The sequence below is a fragment of the Streptomyces sp. NPDC057280 genome, from assembly GCF_042668605.1.
Classification (GTDB): domain Bacteria; phylum Actinomycetota; class Actinomycetes; order Streptomycetales; family Streptomycetaceae; genus Streptomyces.
The window spans coordinates 185333-199195 of sequence record NZ_JBHUYR010000003.1; the positions used below are offsets into that span (position 1 = coordinate 185333).

Sequence of the window (13863 nt, forward strand, 5' to 3'; positions counted from 1 at the left end):
AATCGTGGAGAACCTGATTGCGCTGCTGGTGGCGGCGCCCCTGCTCGGAGCGGCCGTACTGCTGTGCGGCGGCCGGCGCCTGGACCGCGTCGGCCACTGGATCGGCACCCTGCTCGCCGCCGTCTCCTTCGTGCTCGGCCTCGTCCTCTTCGCCGACCTGCTCGGCAAGAACGCCGAGCACCGGACCCTGACGAGCCACCTGTTCAGCTGGGTCCCGGTCGAGGGCTTCCAGGCGGACGTCGCCTTCCGCCTCGACCAGCTGTCGATGACGTTCGTGCTGCTGATCACGGGCGTCGGCTCACTGATCCACCTGTACTCGGTCGGGTACATGGAGCACGACGAGCGGCGCCGCCGCTTCTTCGGCTATCTGAACCTGTTCCTCGCGGCGATGCTGGTCCTCGTCCTCGCCGACAACTACCTGCTGCTGTATGTCGGCTGGGAGGGCGTGGGCCTCGCGTCCTACCTGCTCATCGGCTTCTGGCAGCACAAGCCCAGCGCCGCCACCGCCGCGAAGAAGGCCTTCCTGGTCAACCGCGTCGGCGACATGGGCCTGTCGATCGCCATCATGCTGATGTTCACGACGTTCGGGACGTTCGCCTTCGGCCCGGTCCTCGGTTCGCACGAGGAGCCCGGACTCGTCACCGGCGCCTCCGAGGCCACCCTCACCGGCATCGCCCTGATGCTGCTGCTCGCCGCCTGCGGCAAGTCCGCCCAGGTGCCGCTGCAGTCCTGGCTCGGGGACGCGATGGAGGGCCCGACCCCGGTCTCGGCCCTCATCCACGCCGCGACCATGGTGACCGCGGGCGTCTACCTGATCGTCCGCTCCGCCAACATCTTCAACCTCGCCCCGGACGCCCAGCTCGTCGTCACCGTCGTCGGTGCCGTCACGCTCCTGTTCGGTGCGATCGTCGGTTGCGCGAAGGACGACATCAAGAAGGCGCTCGCCGGGTCGACCATGTCGCAGATCGGCTACATGGTCCTCGCCGCGGGCCTCGGCCCCATCGGCTACGTCTTCGCGATCATGCACCTGGTGACGCACGGCTTCTTCAAGGCCGGGCTGTTCCTCGGCGCCGGTTCGGTCATGCACGGCATGAACGACGAGGTCGACATGCGCAAGTACGGCGGCCTGCGCAAGTACATGCCGGTCACCTTCGTGACGTTCGGCCTCGGCTACCTCGCCATCATCGGCTTCCCGGGCCTGTCCGGCTTCTTCTCCAAGGACAAGATCATCGAGGCGGCCTTCGCCAAGGGCGGCACCGAGGGCTGGATCCTCGGCGCCTGCGCCCTGCTCGGCGCGGCCATCACCGCCTTCTACATGACGCGCGTGATGCTGATGACGTTCTTCGGAGAGGAGCGTTGGCGCAACCAGCCGACGCGCTCCCCGGAGGCGCCCAGCGCGGAGCCCGCCGCCGAGCACCAGGGCGACCACGCGGAACCGCACCCGCACGAGTCGCCCCGGTCCATGACGATCCCCATGATCGTGCTGGCCTTCGGCTCGGTCTTCGCGGGCGGCGTCTTCAGCATCGGCGACCGCTTCCTGCACTGGCTGGAGCCCGTCACCGGGCACGACCACGGTGACGCGCCGATCAGCGCGGCGACGGTCACGACCGCCACGGTGACCGTGATGGTCCTCGGCGTCGCCCTCGCCTGGCTCCAGTACGGCCGCCGCCCGGTCCCGGCCGTCGCCCCGCGCGGGTCGCTGCTCACCCGGGCCGCCCGGCGCGACCTGCTCCAGGACGACTTCAACCACGTGGTCCTGGTCCGCGGCGGCGAGCACCTCACGCGGTCCCTGGTCTACGTCGACCACACCCTGGTCGACGGAGTCGTCAACGGCACGGCGGCCTCGGTCGGCGGCCTCTCCGGACGGCTGCGCAGGCTTCAGAACGGCTACGCGCGGTCGTACGCGGTCTCGATGTTCGGCGGTGCGGCGGTCCTCATCGCCGCGACCCTGCTGATGAGGGCGGTCTGATACCGATGTCCTTTCCTCTGCTGACAGCGACGGCGGCGCTCCCCGCGATCGGGGCGGTCGTCACGGCCGCCGTACCGGCCGCGCAGCGCACCGCCGCCAAGTGGCTGGCGCTCCTCGTCTCGCTCGCCACCCTCGCCCTCGCGATCGTCGTCCTGGTCCGCTTCGACCCGGACGGCGACCGCTACCAGCTCACCGAATCCCACTCCTGGATCAAGGACTTCGGGGTCCGCTACGAACTGGGCGTGGACGGCATCGGGGTGTCGCTCCTCGCGCTCACCGCCCTGCTGATCCCGTTCATCATCCTGGCGGGCTGGCACGACGCCGACCCGCTGGAGACCGGCAGTAAGCGGTGGCGGCCGACGCAGGGCTTCTTCGCCCTGATCCTGGCCGTCGAGGCGATGGTGATCATCTCCTTCGAGGCCACCGACGTCTTCCTCTTCTACATCTTCTTCGAAGCCATGCTGATCCCGATGTACTTCCTCATCGGCGGCTTCGGGGACCGGGCCCACGAGCACGGTGAAGAGGCGGCATCCACGCAACGGTCGTACGCCGCCGTGAAGTTCCTGCTCTACAACCTGGTCGGCGGTCTGATCATGCTGGCCGCGGTGATCGGCCTGTACGTGGTCGCCGGGAACTTCAGCCTCCAGGAGATCGCCGAGGCGCGGGCCAACGGCTCGCTCGACATGGCGACCAACACCGAACGCTGGCTGTTCCTGGGCTTCTTCTTCGCGTTCGCGGTGAAGGCGCCGCTGTGGCCGCTGCACACCTGGCTGCCCAACGCCATGGGCGAGGCCACCGCTCCGGTCGCCGTCCTCATCACGGCGGTCGTCGACAAGGTCGGCACCTTCGCGATGCTCCGCTTCTGCCTCCAGCTCTTCCCGGAGGCGTCGAAGTGGGCGACGCCCGCGATCCTCGTCCTGGCGCTGATCAGCATCGTCTACGGGGCGCTGCTCGCCGTCGGCCAGCGGGACATCAAGCGGCTGGTGGCGTACGCGTCGATCTCGCACTTCGGCTTCATCATCATGGGCATCTTCGCGATGACCAGCCAGGGCCAGTCCGGCGCGACGCTCTACATGGTCAACCACGGTATTTCCACGGCCGCGTTGATGCTGGTCGCGGGCTTCCTGATCTCGCGGCGCGGCTCGCGGCTCATCGCCGACTACGGCGGTGTGCAGAAGGTCGCCCCGGTGCTCGCCGGCACGTTCCTGATCGGTGGCCTCGCGACCCTGTCGCTGCCCGGACTGGCGCCGTTCGTCAGTGAGTTCCTGGTGCTGGTCGGCACGTTCTCCAGGTACCCGGTGATCGGCATCATCGCCACCTTCGGCATCGTGCTGGCCGCTCTCTACACGCTCGTCCTCTACCAGCGGACGATGACGGGCCCGGTGAAGGCCGAGGTGTCCGCGATGCCGGACCTCCGGGTCCGTGAGCTCGTGGTCGTCGCGCCGCTGATCGTCCTGCTGATCTTCCTCGGGGTCTACCCGAAGCCGGTCACGGACATCGTCAACCCGGCGGTCAAGTCGACCTTGTCCGACGTACACAAGAAGGACCCCCAGCCCGAGGTGGAGGCGGCCAAGTGAGCGCAACAGCCGTCCACAGCCTGTGGACAACCGCGGCCGATCCGATCTCGAAGATCGATGCGCCGAAGATCGAATACGGACAATTGTCGCCCACGCTGATCGTCGTCGGTGCGGCGATCGTCGGGGTGCTCGTCGAGGCGTTCGTCCCGCGCAAGCAGCGGTACTACGCCCAGGTGTTCCTGTCCGCCGTGGCACTGGCCGCCGCCTTCGCCGCGGTCGTCGCCCTCGCGGCAGACGGCTACGCGACGACGAAGGCCGGGATCGCGGCGATGGGCGCCATCGCCGTCGACGGACCGGCGCTGTTCCTGCAGGGCACCATCCTGCTGGCGGGCCTGGTCGGCCTGTTCACCTTCGCCGAACGCCGACTCGATCCCGAGGCGCACGGCAACCGGGTCGACTCCTTCGCCGCGCAGGCCGCCTCTGTGCCCGGCAGCGACAGCGAGAAGGCCGCCGTGAAGGCCGGGTTCACCACCACCGAGGTGTTCCCGCTGCTGCTCTTCGCCGTCGCCGGCATGCTGATCTTCCCCGCGGCCAACGACCTGCTGACGCTGTTCGTGGCCCTGGAGGTCTTCTCCCTGCCGCTGTACCTGATGTGCGCGCTCGCCCGCCGCAAGCGGCTCATGTCGCAGGAGGCCGCGGTCAAGTACTTCCTGCTCGGCGCCTTCGCCTCCGCGTTCACCCTGTTCGGCATCGCGCTGCTCTACGGCTACGCGGGCTCGGTGTCGTACTCCACGATCGCCCAGGTCGTCGACGGCACGGTCACGAACGTCGACCCGGCGCTCGCGGACACCATGGGCAACGACGCGCTGCTGCTGGTCGGCGGCGCGATGATCGTGATGGGCCTGCTGTTCAAGGTCGGCGCGGTCCCGTTCCACATGTGGACGCCGGACGTCTACCAGGGCGCGCCGACGCCGGTGACCGGGTTCATGGCGGCGGCGACGAAGGTGGCCGCGTTCGGTGCCCTGCTGCGACTGCTGTACGTCGTCCTGCCCGGCCTGCGCTGGGACTGGCGGCCGGTCATGTGGGCCGTCGCCATCGTCACCATGCTCGGCGGCGCGATCGTCGCGATCACGCAGACCGACATCAAGCGGCTGCTGGCGTACTCGTCGATCGCCCACGCGGGCTTCATCCTCGCGGGCGTCATCGCGACCACGCCGGACGGGGTGTCGTCCGTCCTCTTCTACCTGGCCGCGTACTCGTTCGTGACGATCGGCGCGTTCGCCGTGGTCACGCTGGTCCGCGACGCCGGCGGCGAGGCCACGCACCTGTCCAAGTGGGCGGGGCTCGGCCGGCGTTCACCGCTGGTCGCGGCCGTGTTCGCGGTGTTCCTGCTGGCCTTCGCCGGCATCCCGCTGACCTCCGGGTTCGCCGGGAAGTTCGCCGTGTTCAAGGCGGCGGCGGAGGGCGGGGCGGCGCCGCTGGTCGTGGTCGGTGTGATCTCGTCGGCGATCGCCGCGTTCTTCTACATCCGCGTCATCGTGCTGATGTTCTTCAGCGAGCCGCGGCCCGAGGGCCCGACGGTCGCCGTGCCGTCACCGCTGACGATGACGGCGATCGGCGTCGGTGTCGCGGTCACGCTGGTGCTCGGTGTGGCGCCGCAGTACTTCCTGGACCTGGCCAACCAGGCGGGAGTGTTTGTGCGCTGACCTGCGGGTAAGTGCGCAGGGCCCCGGTTCCCCGTGCGGGGACCGGGGCCCTTTCGCGTGCGCTCAGGCCGGGCACGTCACCTTCGGGTTGAAGGTCTCGAAGAGCCCGTTGGGGTTGCTCTTGTAGATCCACGCGTGGAGCGAGTAGACGTGCAGGACCGCGTCGTGGGAGAAGATCTCGCCGAACAGCGTCGGGGCCGCCGTCACGGCCGTGTCCGGAACGATCCACTCCACCCCGACCAGCTTGCGGGTGCTGGTGGTGGGGCCGCCCTCATACAGCAGGGCCTCGGGCTCGGCGGGGTCGACGGCGGGGTCCTCCAGCAGCGTGGCGTTGACGTAGTGGTAGCCCATGTTGGGCACGCACGTGCTGGTGCGGGCGTAGCCCCCGCCGGGGGCGAACGGCTCGTAGGCGTACTTGCCCGTCGCCGCGTACGTAGGGACCAAGGCGGACCAGGGGTCGGTGTCGTCCGTGGGCGCGGCCTGCGCGGGCGCGGCGGTCAGGGAGAAGGCACCGGCTATCGCCGCGGCGACGGCGGCCTTGAGGGGCCGAGAGAACATGCTGGGGCTCCTTGAAGCGGAAGGGGCGCGCACCGGTCGAGGCGCGCTGTCCGGGAGACGGGCCTCCCCTGCCCGCCTGAGCAGCATGTCCCCGCAGGCCGGAGCCCCTCCATGTGACGCGGACCATTGGAGTGAACGCGGAGCGTCACGGGACGGGCCTGTGGATAACTCCGGCGCTGTCGGTGCGGGCCCCTATCGTGGAGGCAGTGGTCGAGGGACGACGTACGGGGGACAGGACTATGGGTGGGATGGGCGGGATCAGCGAGATGCCAGGGTTGACCGAGGTGGCAGGACCCGCCGGGGCACCCGGGAGCGAGGCGCTGGCCGCGCTGCACCGGGTCTTCGGGTACGACAGCTTCCGCGGCGAGCAGGAAGCCGTCATCGAGCATGTGATCGCGGGCGGCGACGCCGTCGTGCTCATGCCGACCGGCGGCGGCAAGTCCCTGTGCTACCAGATCCCGTCCCTGGTCAGACCCGGTACGGGCATCGTCGTCTCGCCGCTCATCGCGCTGATGCAGGACCAGGTGGACGCGCTGCGGGCGCTCGGCGTGCGCGCCGGGTTCATGAACTCCACGCAGGACTTCGACGAGCGGCGGGTCGTGGAGGCCGAGTTCCTCGCGGGCGAGCTGGACCTGCTCTATCTGGCGCCCGAGCGGCTGCGGCTGGACTCCACCCTCGACCTGCTCTCCCGCGGCAAGATCGCGGTCTTCGCCATCGACGAGGCGCACTGCGTGTCCCAGTGGGGCCACGACTTCCGCCCCGACTACCTCGCCCTGTCCCTGCTCGGCGAGCGCTGGCCCGACGTCCCGCGCATCGCGCTGACCGCCACGGCCACGCACGCGACGCACCAGGAGATCACCCAGCGGCTGAACATGCCGGCCGCCCGGCACTTCGTGGCGAGCTTCGACCGGCCCAACATCCAGTACCGGATCGTGCCCAAGGCCGACCCCAAGAAGCAGCTGCTGAGCTTCCTGCGCCAGGAGCACGAGGGCGACGCCGGCATCGTGTACTGCCTGTCGCGCAAGTCGGTGGAGGCCACGGCCGAGTTCCTCGCCAAGAACGGCATCGAGGCGGTCCCGTACCACGCCGGCCTGGACGCGGGCACCCGCGCGGCGCACCAGTCCAGGTTCCTGCGGGAGGACGGCCTGGTCGTCGTCGCGACGATCGCCTTCGGCATGGGCATCGACAAGCCGGACGTCCGCTTCGTCGCCCACCTCGACCTGCCGAAGTCGGTCGAGGGCTACTACCAGGAGACCGGCCGCGCGGGACGCGACGGACTGCCGTCGACGGCCTGGATGGCCTACGGCCTCAACGACGTCATACAGCAGCGCAAGATGATCCAGTCGAGCGAGGGCGACGAGGCGTTCCGCCGCCGCGCAGCCGCCCACCTGGACTCGATGCTGGCACTGTGCGAGACCGCGCAGTGCCGCCGCGGGCAGCTGCTGAACTACTTCGGGCAGGACCCCGACCCGGTGGGCTGCGGCAACTGCGACACCTGCCTCACCCCACCAGAGACCTGGGACGGCACCATCGCGGCGCAGAAGGTGCTGTCGACGGTGGTGCGGCTCCAGCGGGAGCGGGGGCAGAAGTTCGGCGCGGTGCAGATCGTCGACATCCTGCTGGGCCGGCGCACCGCCAAGGTCATCCAGTTCGACCATGACCAGCTGTCCGTCTTCGGCATCGGCGAGGAGCTGACCGAGGCCGAATGGCGCGGTGTCGTACGGCAGTTGCTGGCGCAGGGACTGCTCGCGGTCGAGGGGGAGTACGGCACGCTGACGCTGACCGAGGCCAGCGGGGCGGTGCTGCGGCGGGAGCGGGAGGTGCCGCTGCGGAAGGAACCGAAGAAGCCGACGGTGGCGAAGACGTCGGGCTCCTCGTCCTCCGGCAGGGGCAAGTCCAAGGCCGCCGCGGTCGAGCTGCCCGAGGCACTGCTGCCCGCCTTCGAGGCGCTGCGGGCCTGGCGTGCCGAGCAGGCCAAGGAACAGGGCGTCCCGGCATACGTGATCTTCCACGACGCCACGCTCCGGGAAATCGTGACCGCCTGGCCGACCTCGGTGGGACAGCTCGGTGAGATCGGCGGGGTCGGCGAGAAGAAGCTGGCGACGTACGGGGAAGGCGTCCTGGCCGTGTTGGCGGGGATGGGGGAGCCGACGGCGCAGGCTCAGAAGGCCGACGACGGGGCCGCGCCGGAGCCGGACGACTGGCCCGAGATGGACGAGGAGCCGGAGCCCGACTGGACGTAGCCGTGGGCCCGGCACCCGTCACAGCGCTCGTGACGCGTACGCCCGTCACAGCGCTCGTGACGCGTACGCCCTGACGTCCGCGTCCGAGTCGGCCGTGGCCGTGGCCAGGGCGGCGCGGGCGCCCTCGGTGGCCGTGTGCCGGGTCAGGGCCAGGACCGCCGCCTTGCGGACGTCGGCGTTCGGGTCGGCGAGGGCCTTGGCCAGGGCGGGGACGGCGGTTTCGGCCTCCGCTCCGGACAGGGCGGTCGCCGCTCCGGACCGCACCTGCCAGGTGGCGTCGGCCAAGGCGGAGACGGCGCGCTCGGCGAGCGGTCCGGGGCAGCCGGTGGCGCCCAGGGCGGCGTAGGCGGCGCCTCGTACCAAGGCGTCGGCGTCCGCCGTGAGCGTGGCGAGGGCGGGCAGGACGGCGTCGGGGCGTCCTGGGGACACCGTCGCCAGGGCCTTGGCGAAGGTGACGCGGACCTCGCGGGACGGGTCGGACGTCGCCGCGCGGGCCAGTTCTTCGGCGGCGTCGACCGAGACGAGGGCGCGTACGGCCTCGATGCGGACGGCGATGTCCTCGTCCGTGAGCGGGCCCGTGAACAGCGCGGTGTCACCCAGCCGCAGGGCACGCAGGACGTCGAGGGCGGCAGCGCGCACGACGGGGTCGGGTTCACGGAGGGCGGCGGCGAGGCCCTCGCGCAGGGTGGGCTCGGGCGGGAGCGTCTCGACCAGCTCGCGCAGCGAGGCCGCGGCCGCGGCACGGACCTCGGCGGCGGGATCGCGGAGCGCGTCGGCCAGGGCGGGGCCGGTGCCCGGCGGCAGGGTCTCGGTGAGCACGGCGACGGCCTCACGCCGGACCGTGGCCGCCGGGTCGGTCAAGTAGGGCCGGAGGGCGTCGAGTTCCGGCTCCTCCTCGGCGAGGGCCACCAGCTCCAGGAGCCGGGCGGTCGACTGCTCGGCGGCGGGAGGGGAGTCGTGCCCGGTGCGGTCGGCGGCAGTGGCGTCGTTGTGGGAACGGTCAGGGCCGCTGTCCTCGGCCTCAGGCGCCACCGGCACGCCGTCCCCGGCCCCCGCCGCCACCGGGGCCCGGTCCCGGGACCCCGCCGTCGCCACCTCCTCCGGGTGCACCTCGCCGAGGTGCCGGGAGGGACCGCCGGTCGGGGTGAACTCCTCGACCGGGACCAGATAGGGAGCCACGGGACGGGCCGTGAACTCCATCGCACCAGAGGGGGACTTGTGCAGATCGAGGTGGTGGAACCAGGAGGCGTCGTCGCGATGGGGGTGGTCGAGGCGGTCGTGGTAGAGGCCCCAGCGGGATTCCGTGCGGGCCAGGGACGCGCGCGCGGCCATCTCCGCGCAGTCGCGGATGAAGGAGACCTCGGCGCAGCGCATCAGCTCGTGCGGGGTGCGGGCGCCCATCGCGGCGATGTCGTCCCGCATCCGTTCGAAGGACTCCAGGGCGAGGGACAACCGGGCCCCCGACTTCGGCGGGGCCACGTAGTCGTTCACGAAGCGGCGCAGCTTGTACTCGACCTGGGGCTGCGGCGGGCCGTCCGGGTTGCGCAGCGGGCGGTAGATCAGTTCGTGCGCCTCACGGAGCTGGTCGGCGGGCAACTCCCCTTCGTACGCCGCGTACTGGGAGGCGTCCGCGCCGGCGAGGTCGCCGAAGACGAACGCGCCGATCATGTAGTTGTGCGGCACGCAGGCCAGGTCGCCGGCGGCGTAGAGGCGGGGGACGGTCGTCCGCGCGTGGTCGTCGACCCGTACACCCGAGGCGGAGTGGCCGCCGCACAGGCCGATCTCGGAGATGTGCATCTCGATGTCGTGGGTGCGGTAGTCGTGGCCCCGGCCCGCGTGGAAGGTCCCGCGCGTGGGCCGCTCCGTGGAGTGCAGGATCGACTCCAGGGCGGAGACCGACTCCTCCGGGAGGTGGCTGAGCTTGAGGTAGACCGGCCCCCGGTCGGACGCCACCTCCGCCGCGAACTCCGCCATCATCTGGCCGGACCAGTAGTCGGAGTCGACGAAGCGTTCGCCGTGCCGGTTGACCTGGTAGCCGCCGAAGGGGTTGGCGACGTAGGCGCAGGCGGGGCCGTTGTAGTCCTTGATCAGCGGGTTGATCTGGAAGCACTCGATGCCGGTGAGCTCGGCGCCCGCGTGGTAGGCCATGGCGTAGCCGTCGCCCGCGTTGGTGGGGTTCTCGTAGGTGCCGTAGAGGTAGCCGGAGGCGGGCAGGCCGAGGCGGCCGCAGGCGCCGGTCGCCAGGATGACCGCGCCCGCGCGGACCGTCACGAAGGCGCCCGTACGGGTGTTGAAGCCGACCGCCCCCACGGCCCGCCCGTCGGCCGTCAGCACCCGCACCGGCATCACCCGGTTCTCGATGCGGATCCGCTCCCGCATCTCACGCCGCCGCAACTGCCGGTACAGCACCTTCTTGACGTCCTTGCCCTCCGGCATCGGCAGCACATAGGAGCCGGAGCGGTGGACCTGGCGGACCGCGTAGTCGCCGTGCTCGTCCTTCTCGAACTTCACGCCGTACGACTCCAGGCGCTGCACCATGGCGAAGCCGCGGGTGGCGGTCTGGCGGACGGTGGACTGGTCGACGATGCCGTCGTTGGCGCGGGTGATCTCGGCGACGTAGTCGTCGGGCTCGGCGCGGCCGGGGACGACCGCGTTGTTGACGCCGTCCATGCCCATGGCCAGGGCGCCGGAGTGCCGGACGTGGGCCTTCTCCAGGAGGATCACGTCGGCGCCGTGCTCGGCGCCGGTCAGCGCGGCCATGGTGCCGGCGGTGCCGCCGCCGATGACGAGGACGTCGCAGGAGAGTTCCTCGGCGTCGGTGAGGGCGGGGATCGCCAGGGGGGTGTTCGCGGGGCTGGTCACCGAGAGACCTTTCAGGAACCGAGGGAGGACAGGACGTCACGCCGCAGCGTGAGCCGCGCCGGGTCGTCGCGCGCGGTGCGGTCGCGGGGGCGCGGCACCTCGCGTACGGCGGTGAGGCGGCCGTTGTCGAGGAGCGCGACGCGGTCGCCGAGGAAGAGCGCCTCGTCGACGTCGTGGGTGACGAAGACGACGGTCGCGCCCGTGCCCTGCAGCACCTCCACGAGCAGGTCCTGCATGCCGGCGCGGGTCTGGGCGTCGAGGGCGCCGAACGGTTCGTCCATCAGCACCGCGCGCGGCCGGCAGGCCAGCGCCCGGGCCAGCTGGGCGCGCTGGCGCTGGCCTCCGGAGACGCGGTGCGGCAGGTGCCGGGACTGTTCGGTGAGCCCGACGCGGGCGAGCCAGGACTCGGCCTGCCGCCTGCGGTCGGTGCGGGCCAACCCCGCGATGGCGAGCGGGAGTTCCACGTTCGCGCGCAAGGTGCGCCAGGGCAGCAGGGCGTCCTCCTGGAAGACCAGGGCGCGGTCGGCGGAAGGGCCCGTCAGCGGGCGGCCGTCCTGGGCGGCCTCGCCGCCGAGGGGGGCCAGCAGGCCGGCCAGCGTGCGCAGCAGCGTCGACTTGCCGCAGCCGGAGGGTCCTACGACGGTGAGGATCTCGCCGGGGGCGACATCGAGGTCGACGCCGGTGACGGCGGGGGCGTCGGGGCGGCCGAGGGCGGCGGCGCGCAGGGTGAGCCGGGTGCCGCGGGCGGTCGTCCCGGTGGAGGTGCCGGCCGTCTCAGACGAGGTGCTCATCGCGTGCCTCCTCGGTCTTCGGAGCGGGGACGGCGGACTCGGGCCCCCGCGCGGAAGGCGCTGTGCGGACGGTCCGCGGGCGGCTTCCGGTGTCGTACGACGTCCGGGGCAGCCAGCGGGTCAGGCGGCGGCCCAGAAGTTCCACGGCCGTGGAGGTGAGCCAGCCGAGGACGCCGATGGTGACCATGCCGACGAAGACGCCCGGGTAGTCGACGACCGTGTAGTCCTGCCAGGTGCGGTAGCCGACGCCGTACTGGCCGGAGATCATCTCGGCGGAGATCACACAGATCCACGAGACGCCGATGCCGACCGACAGTCCGCCGAAGATGCCGGGCAGCGCACCCGGCAGGACGACCGAGCCCAGGATCCGCCACCGCCCGCCGCCCATCGTCAGCACCGCCTCCTCCCAGACAGGCGTCAGCGCGCGGACCGCGTGCCGGGTGGAGACCAGGACGGGGAAGTAGGCGGCGGTGAAGGTGATGAAGACGATGCCCTGCTCGTTGGAGGGGAACAGGAGGATCGCGACGGGGACGAGGGCGATGGCCGGGATCGGGCGGACGACCTCCAGCACCGGTCCGAGCAGGTCCTCGGCGAGGCGGGAGCGCGCCACGAGCACGCCCGTCGCCACACCGAGCACCGCCGCCAGCAGGAAGCCGCTGAGGATGCGGGTCAGGCTGTCGGTGAGGTCGGTCCAGTAGTCGGGCCCGGCCAGCCGGTCGGCGAAGGCGTGGGCCACGTCGGTGGCCGTGGGGAACTGCGAGAAGCGCAGCCACAGGTCGATGTCGAGGCCGGTCAGCGCCTGCCACACACCGAGGGCGGCCACCAGGGAAGCCACCCGCAGGGCGTAGCGGCCGGCGGCGGGCAGGGGCCGGCTCACGACGCCCGCTCCAGCGCGTCGGCATACGTCACCACGCGGGCGCCGCCGCGCTCGGCGACGTACGCCTTCGCGGTCGCCGGTGCGACGAACGGCAGCAGCTTGTCGCCGTCGGCCACCCACACCGCCTTGTCGGCGAACCAGAGGGTGCCGGTCGTGGCGTCGGGGACGTAGGCGGCGCGGATGCCGTCCCGGTGGGCCGAGACGTACGCGAGGAGTTCGGCGGGCGTCTTGAAGGCGCGGGTCGCGGAGGCGCCCTTGGGCCAGACCTCGCTCGCGGCGGCGGGCGGAGCGGCGGTGAGCTGCTCGGCGTACGACGTGCCGAGGGCCTTCTTGACGTAACGGTCGTCGACGAAGGCGTCCACGTCGATGTCGCCGGTCAGCTTGGCCGACTTCAGGATCGCCACGTCGTCCTCGAGGGCGGAGACCAGCTGGGGCTTGATCGCGGGGTCGAAGGTGGAGATGCCGTGGGCGCCGTTGTAGAGGTAGACGACCTCGGCGGGCAGGCCGGTGGCCTTCGCGACCTTCTCGGCGGCCTGGACGGGGTGGTCGTTCAGGTAGTCCGTGGCCTCGGCCTGGGCCTTGAGGAAGGCCTCCAGGACGGTGGGGCGTTGCCGTGCGAAGTCCTCGCGGGCGGTGACGCCGTGGAAGGTGGGGAGGTTCAGCTCGGCGCCGTCGTAGAGGGCCTTCGCCTTGCCCTGGTAGGTGAGCAGGCCGGGCCAGGCGACGAACTGGGAGAGCGCGTCCGCGCTGCCCGCCGAGAGGGCCGAAGCGCCCACCGCGGGCTGCTGGTTGAGCTTCTCGATGTCCTTGTCCGGGTCGAGGCCGGCGCGCTGGAGGGCCCGTACGAGGGTGCCGTCGGCGGCGGAGCCGACGCTGGTGGAGACCTTCTTGCCGCGCAGGTCGGTCAGCGTGGCGAGCTTCGAGTCGGGCGCCGTGACGATGGTGTTGAGGCCGCCGCGGAGGTTGTAGCCGGTGACGGAGACCAGGTGGGTGGACTTGCCGAGCTGCTTGCCGCGGGCCGCGTTGATGAGGAGCGGGAAGTCGCCCATCGAACCGATGTCGATCTTCCCGGCGGTCATCTGGGCGGTGATCGGGGCGCCGGTCGCGTAGTCCTGCCAGTCGACCTTGTAGGTCCTGCCGTCGCCGAGGGCGTTCAGTTCCTTCTCGAAGGAGCCGAGGGAGCGGAGCAGGGTGCCGGCGGTGACGGTGTTGATGGTCCTGGACTGGTAGCCGACGGTCACGGTGACCGTGGAACCGTCACCGGCCGCCGCGTTGCCGCCGCAGGCCGTCAGGGGGGTGAGCAGGAGGAGGGCGGCTGCGGCAACTGCCTTGTTCTTCAT

General features: G+C 71.3%; 9 protein-coding genes. 4 read left to right on the forward strand and 5 right to left on the reverse strand.

The genetic code is table 11. The features are described 5' to 3' along the window. Positions 1-4: 4 nt before the first annotated feature. From nuoL to nuoN, 3 genes are read left to right on the forward strand one after another with little or no spacing between them, the layout of a single operon-like run. Entirely contained in the window at positions 5-1969 is a 1965-nt protein-coding gene (gene nuoL, locus ACFUO4_RS19330; protein ID WP_383486205.1) for an NADH-quinone oxidoreductase subunit L, read from the forward strand. Positions 1970-1974: 5 nt separating this feature from the next. Further along, on the forward strand, positions 1975-3546 hold the full coding sequence (locus ACFUO4_RS19335; RefSeq protein WP_079306598.1) for an NADH-quinone oxidoreductase subunit M: 1572 nt from the start codon (positions 1975-1977) through the stop codon (positions 3544-3546). Next, complete coding sequence (gene nuoN / locus ACFUO4_RS19340) at positions 3543-5192, forward strand: NADH-quinone oxidoreductase subunit NuoN (RefSeq protein WP_079306596.1); 1650 nt, start codon at positions 3543-3545, stop codon at positions 5190-5192. The genes ACFUO4_RS19335 and nuoN overlap by 4 nt, the downstream gene beginning before the upstream one ends. 63 nt (positions 5193-5255) lie before the next feature. Here nuoN and ACFUO4_RS19345 read toward each other — a convergent pair whose 3' ends face one another. After that, positions 5256-5750, reverse strand: a complete 495-nt coding sequence (locus ACFUO4_RS19345) for a hypothetical protein (RefSeq protein WP_383486209.1) — start codon at positions 5748-5750, stop codon at positions 5256-5258. Positions 5751-5989: 239 nt separating this feature from the next. Between ACFUO4_RS19345 and recQ the strand changes: the two genes are divergently transcribed. Beyond that, complete coding sequence (gene recQ / locus ACFUO4_RS19350; RefSeq protein WP_383486212.1) at positions 5990-7993, forward strand: DNA helicase RecQ; 2004 nt, start codon at positions 5990-5992, stop codon at positions 7991-7993. A 45-nt stretch (positions 7994-8038) separates the two neighbouring features. Here recQ and ACFUO4_RS19355 read toward each other — a convergent pair whose 3' ends face one another. Genes ACFUO4_RS19355 through ACFUO4_RS19370 form a run of 4 tightly spaced genes read right to left on the reverse strand, consistent with a single transcriptional unit; the run spans position 8039 to position 13863 of the window. Then, positions 8039-10855 carry a fumarate reductase/succinate dehydrogenase flavoprotein subunit gene (locus ACFUO4_RS19355; RefSeq protein ID WP_383486215.1) on the reverse strand — a complete coding sequence of 939 codons (2817 nt, stop codon included), beginning with the start codon at positions 10853-10855 and terminating at the stop codon, positions 8039-8041. A gap of 11 nt (positions 10856-10866) precedes the next feature. Continuing rightward, on the reverse strand, positions 10867-11646 hold the full coding sequence (locus ACFUO4_RS19360; protein ID WP_383486218.1) for an ABC transporter ATP-binding protein: 780 nt from the start codon (positions 11644-11646) through the stop codon (positions 10867-10869). Next, positions 11630-12523 (reverse strand): ABC transporter permease, encoded by an 894-nt coding sequence (locus tag ACFUO4_RS19365; protein WP_383486222.1) that lies wholly within the window; start codon positions 12521-12523, stop codon positions 11630-11632. Before ACFUO4_RS19365 ends, ACFUO4_RS19360 begins: the two co-directional genes overlap by 17 nt. Then, positions 12520-13863 (reverse strand): ABC transporter substrate-binding protein, encoded by a 1344-nt coding sequence (locus ACFUO4_RS19370; protein ID WP_383486225.1) that lies wholly within the window; start codon positions 13861-13863, stop codon positions 12520-12522. Before ACFUO4_RS19370 ends, ACFUO4_RS19365 begins: the two co-directional genes overlap by 4 nt.